Source organism: Hymenobacter sediminicola (assembly GCF_014250515.1).
In the GTDB taxonomy this organism is placed as follows: Bacteria; Bacteroidota; Bacteroidia; order Cytophagales; family Hymenobacteraceae; genus Hymenobacter; species Hymenobacter sediminicola.
Genome location: NZ_CP060202.1, coordinates 82,801 through 96,829 on the forward strand (window position 1 = coordinate 82,801; position 14,029 = coordinate 96,829).

Here is a 14,029-nt window from a genome sequence, read left to right on the forward strand (position 1 = left end):
GATTGAATGGTAGTCAGTTACGGCACCGGCCAAATGCCCTATTTCTCAGTGTTTCACATTCAAAAGCTCATATGGATCAAGTATGGGAAACCGACCAGTTGCCCGGGCGCTGGCTTCACCATGATGGCCGACGCTACCTCTACTGTAGCGGCACGGGCTACCTGGGTATAGCCCATAACCCGGATTTCGCGGCTCTGCTAGCCGAGGGGTTGGCTCGCTACGGCACTAACTATGGCAGTTCCCGCAACTCCAACCTGCGCCTGCGCATCTATGCCGAAGCAGAAGCCTATCTGACCCGCTGGACTGGTGCAGTGGCGGCCCTTACGGTGTCGTCGGGTTATTTAGCCGGGCAAATGGCGGTGAAGGCGCTGGCCCTTGCCGGCCGGTTTGAATATGCGCCCGGCACCCACCCCGCTGCGTGGCTCACCGACCTGCCCGGGCTGTCCTCCGCGCTGCGCTTTGATGATTGGGCTGAAATGCTACTTGAAAAGCTGCACGCTAGCCCTCCAGAGCCAGCCGTCATTGTCAGCAACTCACTGGATCCGCTCCGGGTGCAGCACTACGATTTCAGCTGGACCCGACATCTTCCTTCCGATAGGCCGCTCACGCTGCTCATCGACGACTCCCATGGGTTTGGGGTCACGGGGCCTAACGGAGCCGGCATATTCCCGCAGCTGCAGGTGCCCGATTCAGTGCGGGTAGTAGTGGTATCGTCGCTGGGGAAGGCATGCGGCATTCCGGGCGGGGTCGTGCTGTCATCAGATGCCGATTTTATCACTGGCCTGCAGCGTAGTGCGTATTTCGCTGCCAGCTCCCCCATTGTGCCCGCGTATCTGCACGCTTTTGTGCGGGCGGCTCCGGTTTATACCCAGGCCCGGCAGCAGCTGGCAGCTAACGTCCGGCAGTTTAGTGAAGCGGTGGCAGCCTTGGATCTGTTTCAGATGGCCGAAGACTTTCCGGTGTTCTATACGCCCAACAACGCGCTGTGCGGGTTCCTGCAAGCGCAAAATATCCTGATTTCCAGCTTTGCTTACCCCACTCCCACCGATGCACGCATCACCCGCATCGTGCTGAGTGCTCTGCATACGTCCCAGGATGTAGCGCAGGTAGCAGAAGCGGTAAGGGCTTTCGCTGACCACATGGCGTAGGCTTAGCCCTGTGGCATGAACCAGTGGATATAGCCGCAGTTGTCGCACTCGTAGCAGACGGCAGTTGCATCGAGCCACTCCAACTGCAGAAACGTGGAGGAACCCGTGTGCAGTTGTGCATCACGCCGCCAGAACCGGTTATGACGGCATATCACGCAATGCAGAATATTGCCTTTTATTTCTACGCCAACCGGCTTGGCCGCATCAAATAAGCCCATTGTGTATGCTATATAACACAGCCCGACTGCGGAGCATACTCTCCATAATCGGGCTGTCAGTATGTGTTCAAGAAGTAGCTGGTTATCAGCCCAGCAGTTCCTCTATGTCCTCCTTAGTCAGGCTCTTGATAATGGCTTCGTCAGTGGTAATCAAGTCCGTGACAAGCTGAATTTTCTTGTTTTGCAGGGCCAGGATTTTCTCTTCTACTGTGCTCTTGGTGATGAACTTGTAAGTAAATACCGTCTTCTGCTGCCCGATGCGGTGGGCCCGGTCAATGGCCTGCGCTTCCACGGCCGGGTTCCACCATGGGTCCAGAATGAACACATAGTCGGCGGCAGTAAGGTTGAGTCCCACGCCGCCCGCTTTCAGCGAAATCAGAAACACGCGCAGCTTCTCGTCCTCCTGGAAACGGTTCACCACTTTGTGCCGCTCCCGCGTATTGCCGTCGAGGTAAGCGTAGTCAATCTGCCGCTCATCAAGCGAAGCCCGCACAATATCTAGGTGTTTTACGAATTGGCTGAACACCAAGACCTTGTGGCCTTCGGAAACCACACTCTTAATCATCCGGATTACCTCACGCAGCTTGCCCGATTCGTGCTCATAGGTCTCATCGGCCATGCGTGGGTGGTTGGCAATCTGCCGCAACTTGGTCAGGCCCTGCAGCAGCATAAACTGAGTGCTGGCGGTGCCATGCTCCTCAATGTTGCGCAGAATCTTGTTGCGGTAGTAGCTCTTGGTTTCCTCGTAGGCGTGAGTCTGCTCCTCAGTCATGGGGCAGTAGCTGAGGTGCTCAATCTTGTCGGGCAACTCGCGGGCTACCTGGGCCTTGTGGCGGCGCAGAATGAAGGGCTTGATAAGAGCGTGCAGCTTACGGGTGCGTCCTTCATCCTTGCCTTTCTCAATTGGCTTAAGGAATTCCTTGCGGAAAAACGTCTGCGTGCCTAGCAAACCCGGATTAATAAACGACATCTGCGACCAGAGGTCCATCGTGCTGTTTTCGACGGGCGTGCCGGTCAGAATCAGGCGGTGGCGTGAGTGCAGCCCGCGCACGGCGTGCGAAGTGGTAGAGCCCGGATTCTTGATGGCCTGCGACTCGTCCAGAATCACGTAGTCGAACTTGTAGGTTTTCAGCAGTTCGGCATCCAGCCGCACAATGCCGTAGCTGGTCAGCACCACGTCGTAGTCGGCAAACTGCGCTACGTTTTTGTCGCGGTAGGTGCCGGTGTAGGTCAGGATGCGTAGGTCGGGTGTGAACTTCTGAGCCTCGCTCAACCAGTTGTATACCAGTGATGTAGGCATGGCCAGCAGGGAAGCTGCACCGCCAGCCTCGCCGCTTTCCTTGCGTTGCAGCAACAGCGCCAGTGTCTGAATCGTTTTGCCCAGGCCCATATCATCGGCCAAGCAACCGCCGAAGTGGTAGTCCTTCACGAAGTGCAGCCAGTTGTAGCCTGCCTTCTGATATGGCCTTAGCTCGCCCCGGAAGCCCACCGGCATTGGCTGGTCCTCTACCGACTCAAACCCGCGCAGCTTTTCCAGCTTGCGGCTAATAATGACGGTAGCCAGATTACCATTTTGCAGGTCTGATACCAGCGCCAAGTGGTGCTTGCGCAGGGTAAGGCTGTGCGCCTGCTCCTCGGCAAAGGCAAACAACTCTAAATACTGCGTAAACCACTCATCCGGGATAATGGCAATCTGCCCATTGGGCAGCCGGAACTCGTGGCGGCGCTGCAGAATATAGGGCCGCAGCTTGATGAACGGAATTTCGAACTCGCCAAAACGCACCGTCCCGCGTACGTCAAACCAGTCGGTGGCCTCTGTAATGCCCACTTCCACGCTCACCGACCCAATGAAGTAGTCTTTGCCGGACGTGCTGCCCTGGTGCACCGTAAAGCCCATGCGGGCCAGCTCGTCGGCGTGGTGGTGCAGCCAGCGGAAGGCAGTGGCTTTTTCCAGCACCGCCCGGCCGTTGCGCACTTCCAGTGCCCGGTCGGCCAGCTCCCGGATAATCTCCTGCTCCCGGTCGAGGTTGCGCACGAGGCGGTGGAAGATGTAGTTATCCTCTTTCTTCTCCAGCTTAACGCACACCCGCTTGTCGTAGCCATTATGGATGGTATGGTCGCCGTAGCGGAAGCTGAGGTCGAAGTGGATGTGGTCGGAAATGGCGGCTGATGCAACTGCAACACCGCCGGAGTCCGCAAGGGCCCGGCGGGTAGGGCGCACTTCCTCCACAACAGTGGCGGTAGGCGCGTCTGAGAAAGTGAGCTGTGGCCTAGCTACGTAGCGCTCCGAGCGAATATCGAAGCCGCGCGCATGCACATCAAACGACTCGACCAGCGGCGCGACAAAGCGCTGAAAATAGCTTTCCTCTACCTGCCGCGGAATAACAATAAACTTCTTGTTGAGGAAGGGCTTGATCTTCCTGCCATCTACATCATTGCGGAAGTGGTAGAGTACGTTGTTCAGGAGCAGCCAAGCTGGCTGTTCACATATAATAACGGCATTCTTATATTGGAAATCGAGTTTCTGGTTCTGATACTGAATCGTGGGGAAATAGTGCGTGCTGTCGTCGTTGCGGCGGAAGTGGAACAGAACTGAGGCCGGTTCCGGCGCTATTTCCATCTCACGCCAGGTCGGTTCGCCGTCTTTGCCCATAATGAAGACGTATTTGCCCTGCAGCCGCTCCAGAATCTGGCCCATTCGCTCTTGCACGTAGCGGCAGATAACATCCTGAAGGGCTTTGTCGCCTTTCTCCGGGTCGTAAATTTTCAGGAAGAAGTCGGCGGGAGTAGTTTTTTTCGGCCAGAATTCTTTAATGACGGCATCCTGCTGAATCTGGTCGGTGAGGGCTACTAACTCGAAGTCCGTCTCATCCAAGCCATCGGCAAACTCCGGGGCATTTTTGGCAGAAACAGTCTGGTGCTGTAAGGTAAGCTGGCCCTTGGGATTACGCTGAACTACGTAAGACTCAAATAAATATCCTAAATACTCGTGCTCAAGCAGCGAATAAACAATTTGAAAAGGTTGAGAAGTGGAAACCTTCATGAGGATAAAAATCGGCCAAAATGCAGTGTTGAAAGTAGTGACAAATGCTAAATACTATATTTTTTACCAAAAAGTAAAATTTATTCTATAAATAGTAACATTTATAAGACGAATCATATATTCCAGTATGCCTGAAGTTCCTTTCAGGTAGATGGAATACTCGACAGTGCGAAAGAATGTTACAGGTTTTCGCGGACGTCGAGCTTGGCGGCGTTCAGTGCGGGCCGTATCGAAACGGCAATGGTGATGACGATAATCGCCAGACCAGTAAGCACAATGTCCGCGAACTGCATCTTCACGGGGTAGGAGTCTACAACGCTCGTGGCCATGCCCATGCTCACGATGTGGAACGTCTGCTGGAGCCAGCAGATCGTGATACCCAAGGCCAAGCCTGTGACGGCACCTACCAGCGCTACAATGGCACCTTCTAGCAGGAAAATGCGGCGGATGTCGCGCGGGGTCGCGCCCATAGCCAGCAGAATAGCCACATCCTTACGCTTATCGATAACCAGCATCGACAGCGAAAAGAAGATGTTGAGCGAGGCAATAAGCAAAATGAAGGCGAAGGTGATAAACACGAACATCTTTTCCACCTTGATGGCCTTCAGCAGGCTCACATGCTGTTCATCGGAGTCCAGAACCTTGAATTTCGACCCCAGATGCTTTTTGATGACGGCCTTCACCTCCTGAATATCGTGCTGGTCCCCCACGTTCACCTCCAGAGCGGTGCGCCGGTCGCCGTAGTTGAGTAGCTCTTCGGCAAACTCAAGCGGCACGAAAATATAGCTGTCGTCGATGTGTTGCTCAATCAGAAAGACGCCGCCGGCCGTGATGGTTTTCTCGGTGAAGGCGGTTTCTGGGTTGAGTGAAAGCGTTTTCTTCCCCGTATTGCGCGGGTAGAGCAAATGGAGCGGCGCAAAGCGGTTGTTGAGGGCAATGCTAAGCTCGTGCTGCACGCCGGCCCCTAGCAGCGCATATGGCTCGCCACCGCGGCGCAGGCGGTGGTCACCTTCTACAATGGCCGAGTCGATGTTGCTCTGGGTGTAGTAGTTCTCCGAAACACCCTTCATTTTCACCACCATCTGGCGGTCGTGGTATTGCAGCAGGGCATTGTCCTCAATAACCTCGGTGAGCAGACCAACACCGCGGATTCGGCGAAGCTCTTCCAGCGTTTTTTCGTCCACCGGAAACGACTTGCCCTGCACGGCTGTCACCAGCAGATCGGGGTCCGATTTGCCGTAGAGCGTGCGTACCAGATCCTCCAGTCCGTTGAATACCGACAGCACAATAATCAGCGCCATCGTGCCCACCGCCACGCCAATCATGGAGATGTTGGAGATGATGCTGATGATGTTGCGCTTCTTCTTCGAGGAAAAGTAACGCCGGGCAATGAGCAACGGAACGTCCATGCGGGGCGTGCGAGGTGGAAAGGCTACGGGTGGATAGTTGGCTAAAGGTACTTAACTGGCGCGGTGTGCCGGTTCCACCATAAACACGGCGAGTACTTGCTCATAGTTGGATTGGCCGGTCATGAGCAGAGTAGGCAGTAAGAGCCCCAAGATACGCCACTCGCCGAAAAAGGTAACGCCAAACTACGCGTTACTTCCAGGCTTTCACGATGAGGCCGGTGCCAGAATCGTGCATCGTGCGGGCATCGAGCCAGTTGAGGAGCAGGCAGAACGGGAACGTAATGAGATAATAGAAGGGAAGCAGCACAAAAAACAGCTTCGACTGGCCCAACATTAGAATAGGATATTTCATGCTCAGGCGCCACGAAATCTGGCCCGACTCGCCGTAGCTGTAGCGGGCTTCAATCCGCTCGAAGCCGGCAGTGCGCAGCTTCTGCTGAATCTCATGGATGTTGTAGCCGTCGCGCACATGTTCCTCAATGAAAGAGGTTTCGCCGTCGGAGTGCACATCGGAGCCACCTTGGTCGGAGGGCGTGGAAATGAGCAGCATACCGCCGTCTTTGAGCGAGGCGTGTATATTACGGAACACTTCCACGTCTTCCAGAATATGCTCCATTACGTCTACCGACAGGGCTAGGTCGAAGGTGTTGGGCTCCTGATACAGTACCAGATCCTGCACGGCAAACTGTACGTTGGTGCGCCCAATCTCGCGAAAGAACTTGTTGGAATCGGCAATCTGCTCGTCTTTCACATCAACGGCCAGGATGTTCCACTTGGCACTCATCCCCGACAGCCAGTAAGTATACTGGCCATAGCCGGAGCCGGCATCCAGAATATTCAGGGCTTCACTGGTTCGGCCTTTGGCCCACTGCCGCAACTCGCGGTGCACATGCCAGGTGCGGAGCAACAGCAGATCGAGCAGATGATAGAACAGGCGGCGCAGCAGCGGCGTCCGGTTAAAAACTTCGCCCAGGGAGCGTTTAATGGGGTCGTAATGCAATTGGGGAATGCGTAAAGGCGTGAAACGGTGAACTGGCGGGCGGGAGATACAAGCAGTGGTTCATCTACTCGATGACGCATGGCTTTACCTGCTGGCTATTTCACTACTCGTCTTCGTCGGCGAAGAGCTTGGGGCGTTTGGGCGCGGTTTCGCCGGGCTGCTCGTCGGCTTCAGGCTCCGGGGCCGGAATGCTAAGCTGGCCGAATACCTGATCCATCTTAGCTGCGTAGGCCGCAGAATCATCAAGGAAGAAAACCAGGTCGGGCACGATGCGCAACTGCTGCCGGATGCGTTTGGCCAGCGCTTGGCGGACCACTTTCTGGTTGTCGCGCACCAAGGCCAAGGTAGCTTCGCCGCTGCCTTCTTTTACCAATAGCTGGCTCAGATATACACGCGCCACCCCCAGATCGGGCGAAACGCGCACGGTGCTGATGCCCGGCGCCAGGCCCGGAAACAGGTGCGGCAGGTCGCGCTGAAATACGGCGGCCAATTCCTGCTGCAGCAGGCTGGATACTTTTTGCTGTCGTTTACTTTCCATAGGAATTGGCAAAGATAAGCAGGTGATTACGTAATTGGGTGATAAGGGAAACCGGTGACGAAAGGATAGGGCTTGGCTAACCTGTAGTGGGGCTCGGCAAGCATAAAATCAGGCATTGAGGCAAGGCTGTACCTTTGCGTCTTCTCGTCTTCACTTGTTAGCTCCTCACTGGCTTGCTTCAATTTTTTAAAAGCCCTTTGCCCACGCGCCTAGTGGCACTGTTGCTGCTGGTTCTGGCCGTGCGGCTGCCGCTGCTGTGGTGGGGCATTCCGCTCACGGCCATTGAGCTGCGGGCGCTACTGGTAGGCGAGCGGCTGCACGAAGGGGCGCTGCCCTACCGCGACCTATATGAGGCCACCGCTCCGCTGGCAGCGGCACTTTTTGCCGGACTTGATCTAGTCGCGTCGCGGCCGTTGTGGCTCTACCGCATTATCTCGCTGGCGCTGCTCCTGACTCAGGCACTGCGCCTCAATTTTGTCCTCAACCGGGCTGATGTGCATCCGGAGCGCGGCTACTTGGCGGCTCTCACCTATCTGCTGCTGGCCAGCGTCACCACGGACCTGGATATTCTGTCGCCGTTGCTACTGGGGCACACGTTCATCATTCTGGGGCTGAGTGCGTTGCTGCCTACTTCCCGCGAAGGCTACGACAACCGTCGGCTGTTTCGGGCGGGGTTCCTGATTGGGGTGGCAGCGCTGTGCTATCTGCCGCTGGCGTTGTTTCTGCTGCTGGGGCTGTTTGCCGTTATCATCTTTGCGGCCAACTCGTTCCGAAGCTTTCTGCTACTGCTCTGTGGCTTTGGCTTCCCGTATGCAGTGGCCGCCACGTTCTTTCTCTACAACGATGCGCTGCCCGACTTCCGGCAGTTCCATTTGGTGCCCACTCTGAGCGGCTTGGTGCTGGGGGCCGACGGGCTGCCGCTGCCGCTGCAGTGGCAGCTGCTGGTGCTACCGGCCGCCGTGCTGGTGCTGGCACTGGCCCGCATGTTCACCACCTCGTTGGGGCTGGTATTTCAGGTGAAATTTCAGCAGATGATGCTGGTGTGGCTGCTGGTAGCGAGCCTGATGGCCTGGGCCGGTCGTGGTGTGGCGCCTGGCTCACTGGTGCTGGTGCTGCCGCCCATCACGTATTTCAGCTTGTATCTGTGGCAGAAAGCGCCGCGCGGCTGGGTGGTGGAGGTGTTGTTTGCGGCAGTGCTGACTAGCGTGGTAGGAATACGCTACCGCGAAATCCTGCATCTGGATACGGTGATGCGCTTCCCAGCCGAAAGCCGCTACGCCGTGCAGCCCAACCCGCAGTATGCCGCCATCAAAGGCCAGCGCCTGCTGGTGCTGGGCCCCGATATGCGCCCGTATATTGATAACCGTCCCGCGTCGCCGTATCTCGACTGGCGCCTGGCACAGGCCGACTTTGGGTATCTGAGCCAATACGCAGCGGTGTATCGCCTCTCGCGCAACCTCGCTCCTGATCCGCCCACTATCCTCATCGACCAGACCAACCGCTTAGACGAGTTGCAGTATAAAGTGCCCGCCATTTTTGGGCGCTACCAAGCTACAGCCACTCCACGGGTGTACCAATTGAAGTGATGAGGTGAACAGTAGGGATGGGCCACGTAGACTGGATTTTACCTGTCGCCTTTTACCATTCACCTCACCGCCTTAAATCAGCAATCAATCTTGTTGACACGGTTCTGATGACGGCCGCCTTCAAAGGCCGTGTTGAGGAACTGACTGACAATAGCGCGGGCATTTTCCTCGCTCACAAAGCGGGCCGGCACACAAATGATGTTGGCGTCGTTGTGCTGGCGGGCCAGTTCAGCCAGCTCCGGCTCCCAGGCAATGGCCGCGCGGATACCCCGGTGCTTATTGGCCGTGATGCACACGCCATTGGCCGAGCCACACACCAGAATGCCGCGCTCCAGCTCACCCGCCGTAATGGCCGTGGCCAGTGGATGCACAAAGTCCGGGTAGTCTACTGAGTCAGCGGAATAGGTGCCAAAGTCGCGGACTTCGTAGCCGTTGTCGCGGAGCCAGTTCAGTAGCATCTGCTTGTATTCGAAGCCGGCATGGTCGGAGCCGAGGGCAATGGTATTGTGGTCGGGCATGAGGAGGAGAAAGAGGGGTAGAAAGCAAATGGCCGGTAAAAATGCGCCTGGGTTTCAGATCAACATTTTCACCGGCCACTTTTCATTTGCAGGGAATATTTCGGTTACGCGACGCCGTTGTTCTCAGCCAGCCGCTCGTTGAGCTGTTTGGTGCGGTTGCGGCCCACTACAGCCGCTATACTGATGCTGACCTCGTAGAGCAGCACAATCGGAATCGTGACGATGATCTGAGAGGTGATTTCGGGCGGCGTAATGATGGCGGCAATAATGAGCACTACCACAATAGCGTGCTTGCGGTACAGCCGCATGATTTCCGGCGTAATCAGGCCGGCTTTAGCCAAAAAGAACACAATCATCGGCAACTCGAACACGAAGGCGCACGAAAGCGACATGGTGGTGAGCGTGCTGATGTAGCTCTGCAGGTCAATCTGGTTTTCGATGGTGGCATCGAGCTGATACGAAGCCAGGAAGTTGATGCTAAGCGGTGCGGCAATGTAGTAGCCGAACAGCAGCCCGATGATGAACAGCACCGACACGAAGAACACCGCTCCGCGCGAATTGGCCTGCTCGTGCGGGTACAAGCCCGGCTTCACGAAGCGCCAGATTTCCCAGAATGTATACGGAAATGCCAGCGCCAAGCCTACCACAAACGAGGTGCTGATGTGCATGGTCAGCTGCCCACTCATCTGGCGGTTTTGCAGATCAAACGACGGCTTGTCCATGTGCAGACCAGGCAGGCTGAGCCACTCGCCCACCTGATTGAAGAGGCGGTAGGTCCAGAAATCAGCGCGGGAAGGACCCAGAATCAGGTCGTGAAACAGGAAGTCCTTGGCCAGAAATGCCGCCGTGGTAAAGACCACAATAGCAATGGCCGCGCGGATGATGTGCCAGCGCAACGCCTCCAGATGGTCGATGAAGGACATTTCCTGGGGTTCGCCCAGCACAGGATGTTCGTTGTTCAAAGCAATGAGTGAATGAAAGAATGAGCGGATGAGAGAATGGTACTGGAGAATAGGGATGCAAGACGAACGAAAACCAGCCCTTGTGGGATGTTGTCCGCCCGCTTTTCATTCACTCCGCTGCCCATTCGCCACTCACTCATCTAGTAAGAAAAGAGCGGGAACTGTTGCATCCATTCGTTCACCTGGCCGCGTACGCGCAGCAGGTACGTGTCATCGTCGTGGTGCATGAGCACGTCGTCGATGAGGTCGACAATACGGGCCATGTCGGTTTCCCGGAGGCCACGGGTCGTGACGGCCGCCGAGCCAATGCGCATGCCGCTGGTCACGAATGGCGACTTGTCATCGAAGGGCACCATGTTCTTGTTGATGGTGATATCGGCCTTGACGAGTGTATTTTCCGCCAGCTTGCCGGTGAGGCCCTTCGAGCGAAGGTCGATGAGCATGAGGTGGTTGTCGGTACCGCCCGAGATAATCTGGTAGCCCCGGTCGGTGAAGCCTTTGGCCAGTGCCTGGGCATTTTTAATTACCTGGTGGGTATAGTTGGTGTAGGAGTCGCTGAGACATTCGCCGAAAGCCACGGCCTTCGCCCCAATAACGTGCTCTAGCGGGCCACCTTGCGTGCCGGGAAACACACCCGAGTCCAGCAGCGCCGACATCATGCGCAGCTCACCTTTCGGAGTTTTGAGGCCGAAGGGATTTTCGAAGTCCTTGCCCAGCATAATCAGGCCGCCACGCGGGCCGCGCAGCGTCTTGTGCGTCGTCGTCGTGACGATGTGGCAATGGTCGAACGGGTTGTTGAGCAGGCCTTTGGCGATGAGGCCGCTGGGGTGCGAAATGTCAGCTAGCAGCAGTGCGCCTACTTCGTCGGCGGCTTCGCGCAGGGCTTTGTAGTCCCAGTCGCGGGAGTAGGCCGAGGCTCCGCAGATGATGAGCTTGGGCTGCTCACGGCGAGCAGTTTCCTTTACTTTCTGCCAGTCGATGAGGCCGGTTTCAGGCTCCACACCATAGAAGCTGGGCTTATACAGCTTACCCGAAAAGTTGACGGGAGAGCCGTGGGTGAGGTGGCCACCGTGCGAGAGGTCGAAGCCGAGGATTTTGTCGCCGGGGTTGAGGACGGCCAGCATCACGGCGGCGTTGGCCTGGGCGCCGGAGTGCGGCTGCACGTTCACCCACTCTACCCCGAAGAGCTGTTTGGCGCGGTCGATGGCCAACTGCTCAATCTGGTCGACTATTTCGCAGCCGCCGTAGTAGCGCTTGCCGGGCAAGCCTTCGGCGTACTTGTTGGTGAGGATGGAACCCTGGGCCCGCATCACCTGCTCCGAAACGTAGTTTTCGGAGGCAATGAGCTCAATGCCGTGGGTTTGGCGCTCTTTCTCGCGCTGAATTAGGTCGAAAATGGCGGTGTCTTGCACGAGGGCGGGGGCTTGCGTTTCCATACCTTCAAAGGTACGCTACCGGCCGGAACTGCCAAGTACAGAGAGTGAGGAGGCTGAACCATAATGAAAGGCGGCTGACAGACGCGGGAAGCCGGCTGGCGGGCAGAGGGTCGAACAACAGCAAGCCGGAGAAGAATATTTTTTCAGGAGCATGTGGAATTAGTAGCGGACCAGCATCAACCGGATATACCACTACCTAACCGACCTGCCTAATGAAAAACCACCTTCTTCCGCTGCTGGCCCTGGCTGGTAGCCTTGCCCTCAGTCCTGGCGCCGCAGCCCAACGCAAAACGACAGAGCCCATTCGCCCCGCAGCCCCTGCCGATACCATGAGCGTGTACGGCCGCGTGACGGATGCCCGTACTGGTCAGGGCCTACCCGGCGTAACGGTGCTCGTGAAGGGCACGAGCACCGGCGTGTCAACCAACCACGACGGAACCTATTCGCTGGCGCTGCCCGGCCAGCACCGCACACTGGTGTTCATATCTATTGGGTATGTGCAGGTAGAAAAAACGGTGCCCGCCACACGGCAGCTGGACGTGGCTCTGAGGGCCGATAACCGGCAACTGAGCGAAGTAGTAGTGACGGCTCGCGGGGTTTCAAAAGCCAAACGCACCCGCAACCAGCAAGCTGTGGCAGATGCCTATGGGCTGGCCGCCCCGTCCGGCACAGCCGTTGGGCAGCCCTACTACTCGGCGCCGCCGGTGGTGCCGGGCGAAGGCGAATCGTATGCTACCATTCAGGAAAACGGCTTCCATTCGGCCCAAAAAGACCCGCTAAGCACCTTCAGCATTGATGTGGATGCGGCCAGCTATAGCAATGTGCGGCGCTTTTTGCAGCAGGGCCAGCTACCCCCGCGCGACGCGGTGCGGGTGGAGGAGATGATCAACTATTTTCAGTACGACTTTCCGCAGCCCACCGGTGCCGACCCGTTTTCGGTGACGACGGAGCTGGCCAGCTGCCCCTGGAACCCGGCGCACCAATTGGTGCAGGTGGCGCTACAGGGCAAAAAAATAGAAACCGACAAGCTGCCACCCGCCAACCTCGTGTTTCTGGTGGATGTGTCGGGCTCAATGGTTGGCGCCGACCGGTTGGGGCTGGTGCAGGCGGGGTTGCGGTTGCTGGTGAAGGAATTGCGGCCCCAGGACCGGGTGGCGCTGGTGGTGTATGCCGGAGCCGCCGGGCTGGTGCTGCCGCCCACGCCGGGCAGCAAACGAGGCGAGATTCTGCGGGCCATTGACAACCTGCAAGCCGGCGGCTCCACGGCCGGTGGGGCAGGCCTGCGCCTAGCTTACCAAGTAGCGCGCGACAATTTTCAGAAGGATGGCAACAACCGCGTGGTGCTGGCCACCGACGGCGACTTCAATGTGGGCGAGCAGAGCGACGACGCTATGGAGCGCCTGATTGTGCAGGAGCGGGAGTCAGGCGTGTTTCTGACGGTGCTGGGCGTGGGCCAAGGCAATTATCAAGACAAGAAAATGGAGCTGCTGGCCGACAAAGGCAACGGCAACTACGCCTACCTCGACAACTTGGATGAAGCGCGGCGGGTGCTGGTGCGGCAGTTTGGCGGTACGCTGTTCACGCTGGCCAAAGACGTGAAGCTGCAAGTGGAGTTTAACCCGGCCCGTGTGCGCGAATACCGCCTCATTGGCTACGAAAACCGCGCCCTGGCCGCCGAGGACTTCAACAATGACCGCAAAGATGCCGGCGAACTGGGCGCGGGCCACACCGTGACGGCTCTCTACGAGGTGGTGCCCGTAGGAGCGCCGGCCGCCGTGGACAAACTGAAGTATCAGGCCAGTTCTGCAGAGAAGCCTGCCCCTGCTTCGGCAGATTTGCTGACCGTGAAAATGCGCTATAAGGAGCCACAGGGTAGCAAAAGCCAGCTGTTGGAGCGCACGTTGCGTGGGCCGGCAGTACCCGTGGAACGGGCTTCAGAAAACCTGCGTTTTGCGGCTAGCGTGGCCCAGTTCGGGATGCTCCTGCGCGAGTCGGACTACCGTGGCGAGGCTACTTTCGCGGCCACCGCCAAGCTGGCCGAAGCGGCGCGGGGCACTGATACGGAAGGGTATCGGGCGGAGTTTGTGCGGCTGGTGAAAGCAGCAGAAGGCCTGCGGCCCGGTGCGGAAAGCTACGGAGCACGCTAACTAGAAAGCAGTGGAATTGGGTCA

Annotated in this window: 11 protein-coding genes; 3 read left to right on the forward strand and 8 right to left on the reverse strand. The window is 57.4% G+C overall.

The features are described 5' to 3' along the window. Positions 1 to 71 precede the first annotated feature (71 nt). A complete protein-coding gene (locus H4317_RS00340; RefSeq protein ID WP_185888225.1) occupies positions 72 to 1,148 on the forward strand; it encodes an aminotransferase class I/II-fold pyridoxal phosphate-dependent enzyme in 1,077 nt (358 codons plus the stop codon). 2 nt (positions 1,149 to 1,150) lie between these two features. On the opposite strand, the gene H4317_RS00345 is transcribed toward H4317_RS00340, so the two are convergent. The 5 genes from H4317_RS00345 to rbfA form a co-directional block, all read right to left on the reverse strand. Beyond that, positions 1,151 to 1,366, reverse strand: coding sequence for a hypothetical protein (locus H4317_RS00345; RefSeq protein ID WP_185888226.1), 216 nt, complete (start codon positions 1,364 to 1,366; stop codon positions 1,151 to 1,153). Between the two features lie 85 nt (positions 1,367 to 1,451). Further along, entirely contained in the window at positions 1,452 to 4,409 is a 2,958-nt protein-coding gene (locus H4317_RS00350; protein WP_185888227.1) for a DEAD/DEAH box helicase, read from the reverse strand. Between the two features lie 179 nt (positions 4,410 to 4,588). Further along, entirely contained in the window at positions 4,589 to 5,818 is a 1,230-nt protein-coding gene (locus tag H4317_RS00355) for an ABC transporter permease (protein ID WP_185888228.1), read from the reverse strand. A 190-nt stretch (positions 5,819 to 6,008) separates the two neighbouring features. After that, positions 6,009 to 6,818 (reverse strand): class I SAM-dependent methyltransferase, encoded by an 810-nt coding sequence (locus H4317_RS00360; RefSeq protein ID WP_185888229.1) that lies wholly within the window; start codon positions 6,816 to 6,818, stop codon positions 6,009 to 6,011. Positions 6,819 to 6,921: 103 nt separating this feature from the next. Then, positions 6,922 to 7,356, reverse strand: coding sequence for a 30S ribosome-binding factor RbfA (rbfA, locus tag H4317_RS00365; RefSeq protein ID WP_185888230.1), 435 nt, complete (start codon positions 7,354 to 7,356; stop codon positions 6,922 to 6,924). Positions 7,357 to 7,553: 197 nt separating this feature from the next. On the opposite strand from rbfA, the gene H4317_RS00370 reads away from it, so the two are divergent. Then, positions 7,554 to 8,942 (forward strand): hypothetical protein, encoded by a 1,389-nt coding sequence (locus H4317_RS00370; protein WP_185888231.1) that lies wholly within the window; start codon positions 7,554 to 7,556, stop codon positions 8,940 to 8,942. Between the two features lie 77 nt (positions 8,943 to 9,019). Here the strand turns inward: H4317_RS00370 and rpiB are convergent, their stop codons facing one another. From rpiB to glyA, 3 genes are all read right to left on the reverse strand, one after another. Beyond that, complete coding sequence (gene rpiB, locus H4317_RS00375; protein WP_185888232.1) at positions 9,020 to 9,460, reverse strand: ribose 5-phosphate isomerase B; 441 nt, start codon at positions 9,458 to 9,460, stop codon at positions 9,020 to 9,022. Between the two features lie 104 nt (positions 9,461 to 9,564). Then, a complete protein-coding gene (gene tatC, locus H4317_RS00380) occupies positions 9,565 to 10,422 on the reverse strand; it encodes a twin-arginine translocase subunit TatC (protein WP_211538787.1) in 858 nt (285 codons plus the stop codon). Between the two features lie 140 nt (positions 10,423 to 10,562). Next, complete coding sequence (glyA, locus tag H4317_RS00385) at positions 10,563 to 11,858, reverse strand: serine hydroxymethyltransferase (protein ID WP_185888233.1); 1,296 nt, start codon at positions 11,856 to 11,858, stop codon at positions 10,563 to 10,565. 212 nt (positions 11,859 to 12,070) lie between these two features. Between glyA and H4317_RS00390 the strand changes: the two genes are divergently transcribed. Continuing rightward, positions 12,071 to 14,005, forward strand: coding sequence for a YfbK domain-containing protein (locus H4317_RS00390; protein WP_185888234.1), 1,935 nt, complete (start codon positions 12,071 to 12,073; stop codon positions 14,003 to 14,005). Positions 14,006 to 14,029: the final 24 nt, after the last annotated feature.

Coding starts and splice junctions, on each gene's coding strand:
- rbfA (WP_185888230.1), bottom strand. CDS start 7,356: ATGGAAAGTAAACGACAGCAAAAAGTATCCAGCCTGCTGCAGCAGGAA.
- glyA (WP_185888233.1), bottom strand. CDS start 11,858: ATGGAAACGCAAGCCCCCGCCCTCGTGCAAGACACCGCCATTTTCGAC.
- rpiB (WP_185888232.1), bottom strand. CDS start 9,460: ATGCCCGACCACAATACCATTGCCCTCGGCTCCGACCATGCCGGCTTC.
- H4317_RS00345 (WP_185888226.1), bottom strand. CDS start 1,366: ATGGGCTTATTTGATGCGGCCAAGCCGGTTGGCGTAGAAATAAAAGGC.
- H4317_RS00390 (WP_185888234.1), top strand. CDS start 12,071: ATGAAAAACCACCTTCTTCCGCTGCTGGCCCTGGCTGGTAGCCTTGCC.
- H4317_RS00350 (WP_185888227.1), bottom strand. CDS start 4,409: ATGAAGGTTTCCACTTCTCAACCTTTTCAAATTGTTTATTCGCTGCTT.
- H4317_RS00355 (WP_185888228.1), bottom strand. CDS start 5,818: ATGGACGTTCCGTTGCTCATTGCCCGGCGTTACTTTTCCTCGAAGAAG.
- H4317_RS00340 (WP_185888225.1), top strand. CDS start 72: ATGGATCAAGTATGGGAAACCGACCAGTTGCCCGGGCGCTGGCTTCAC.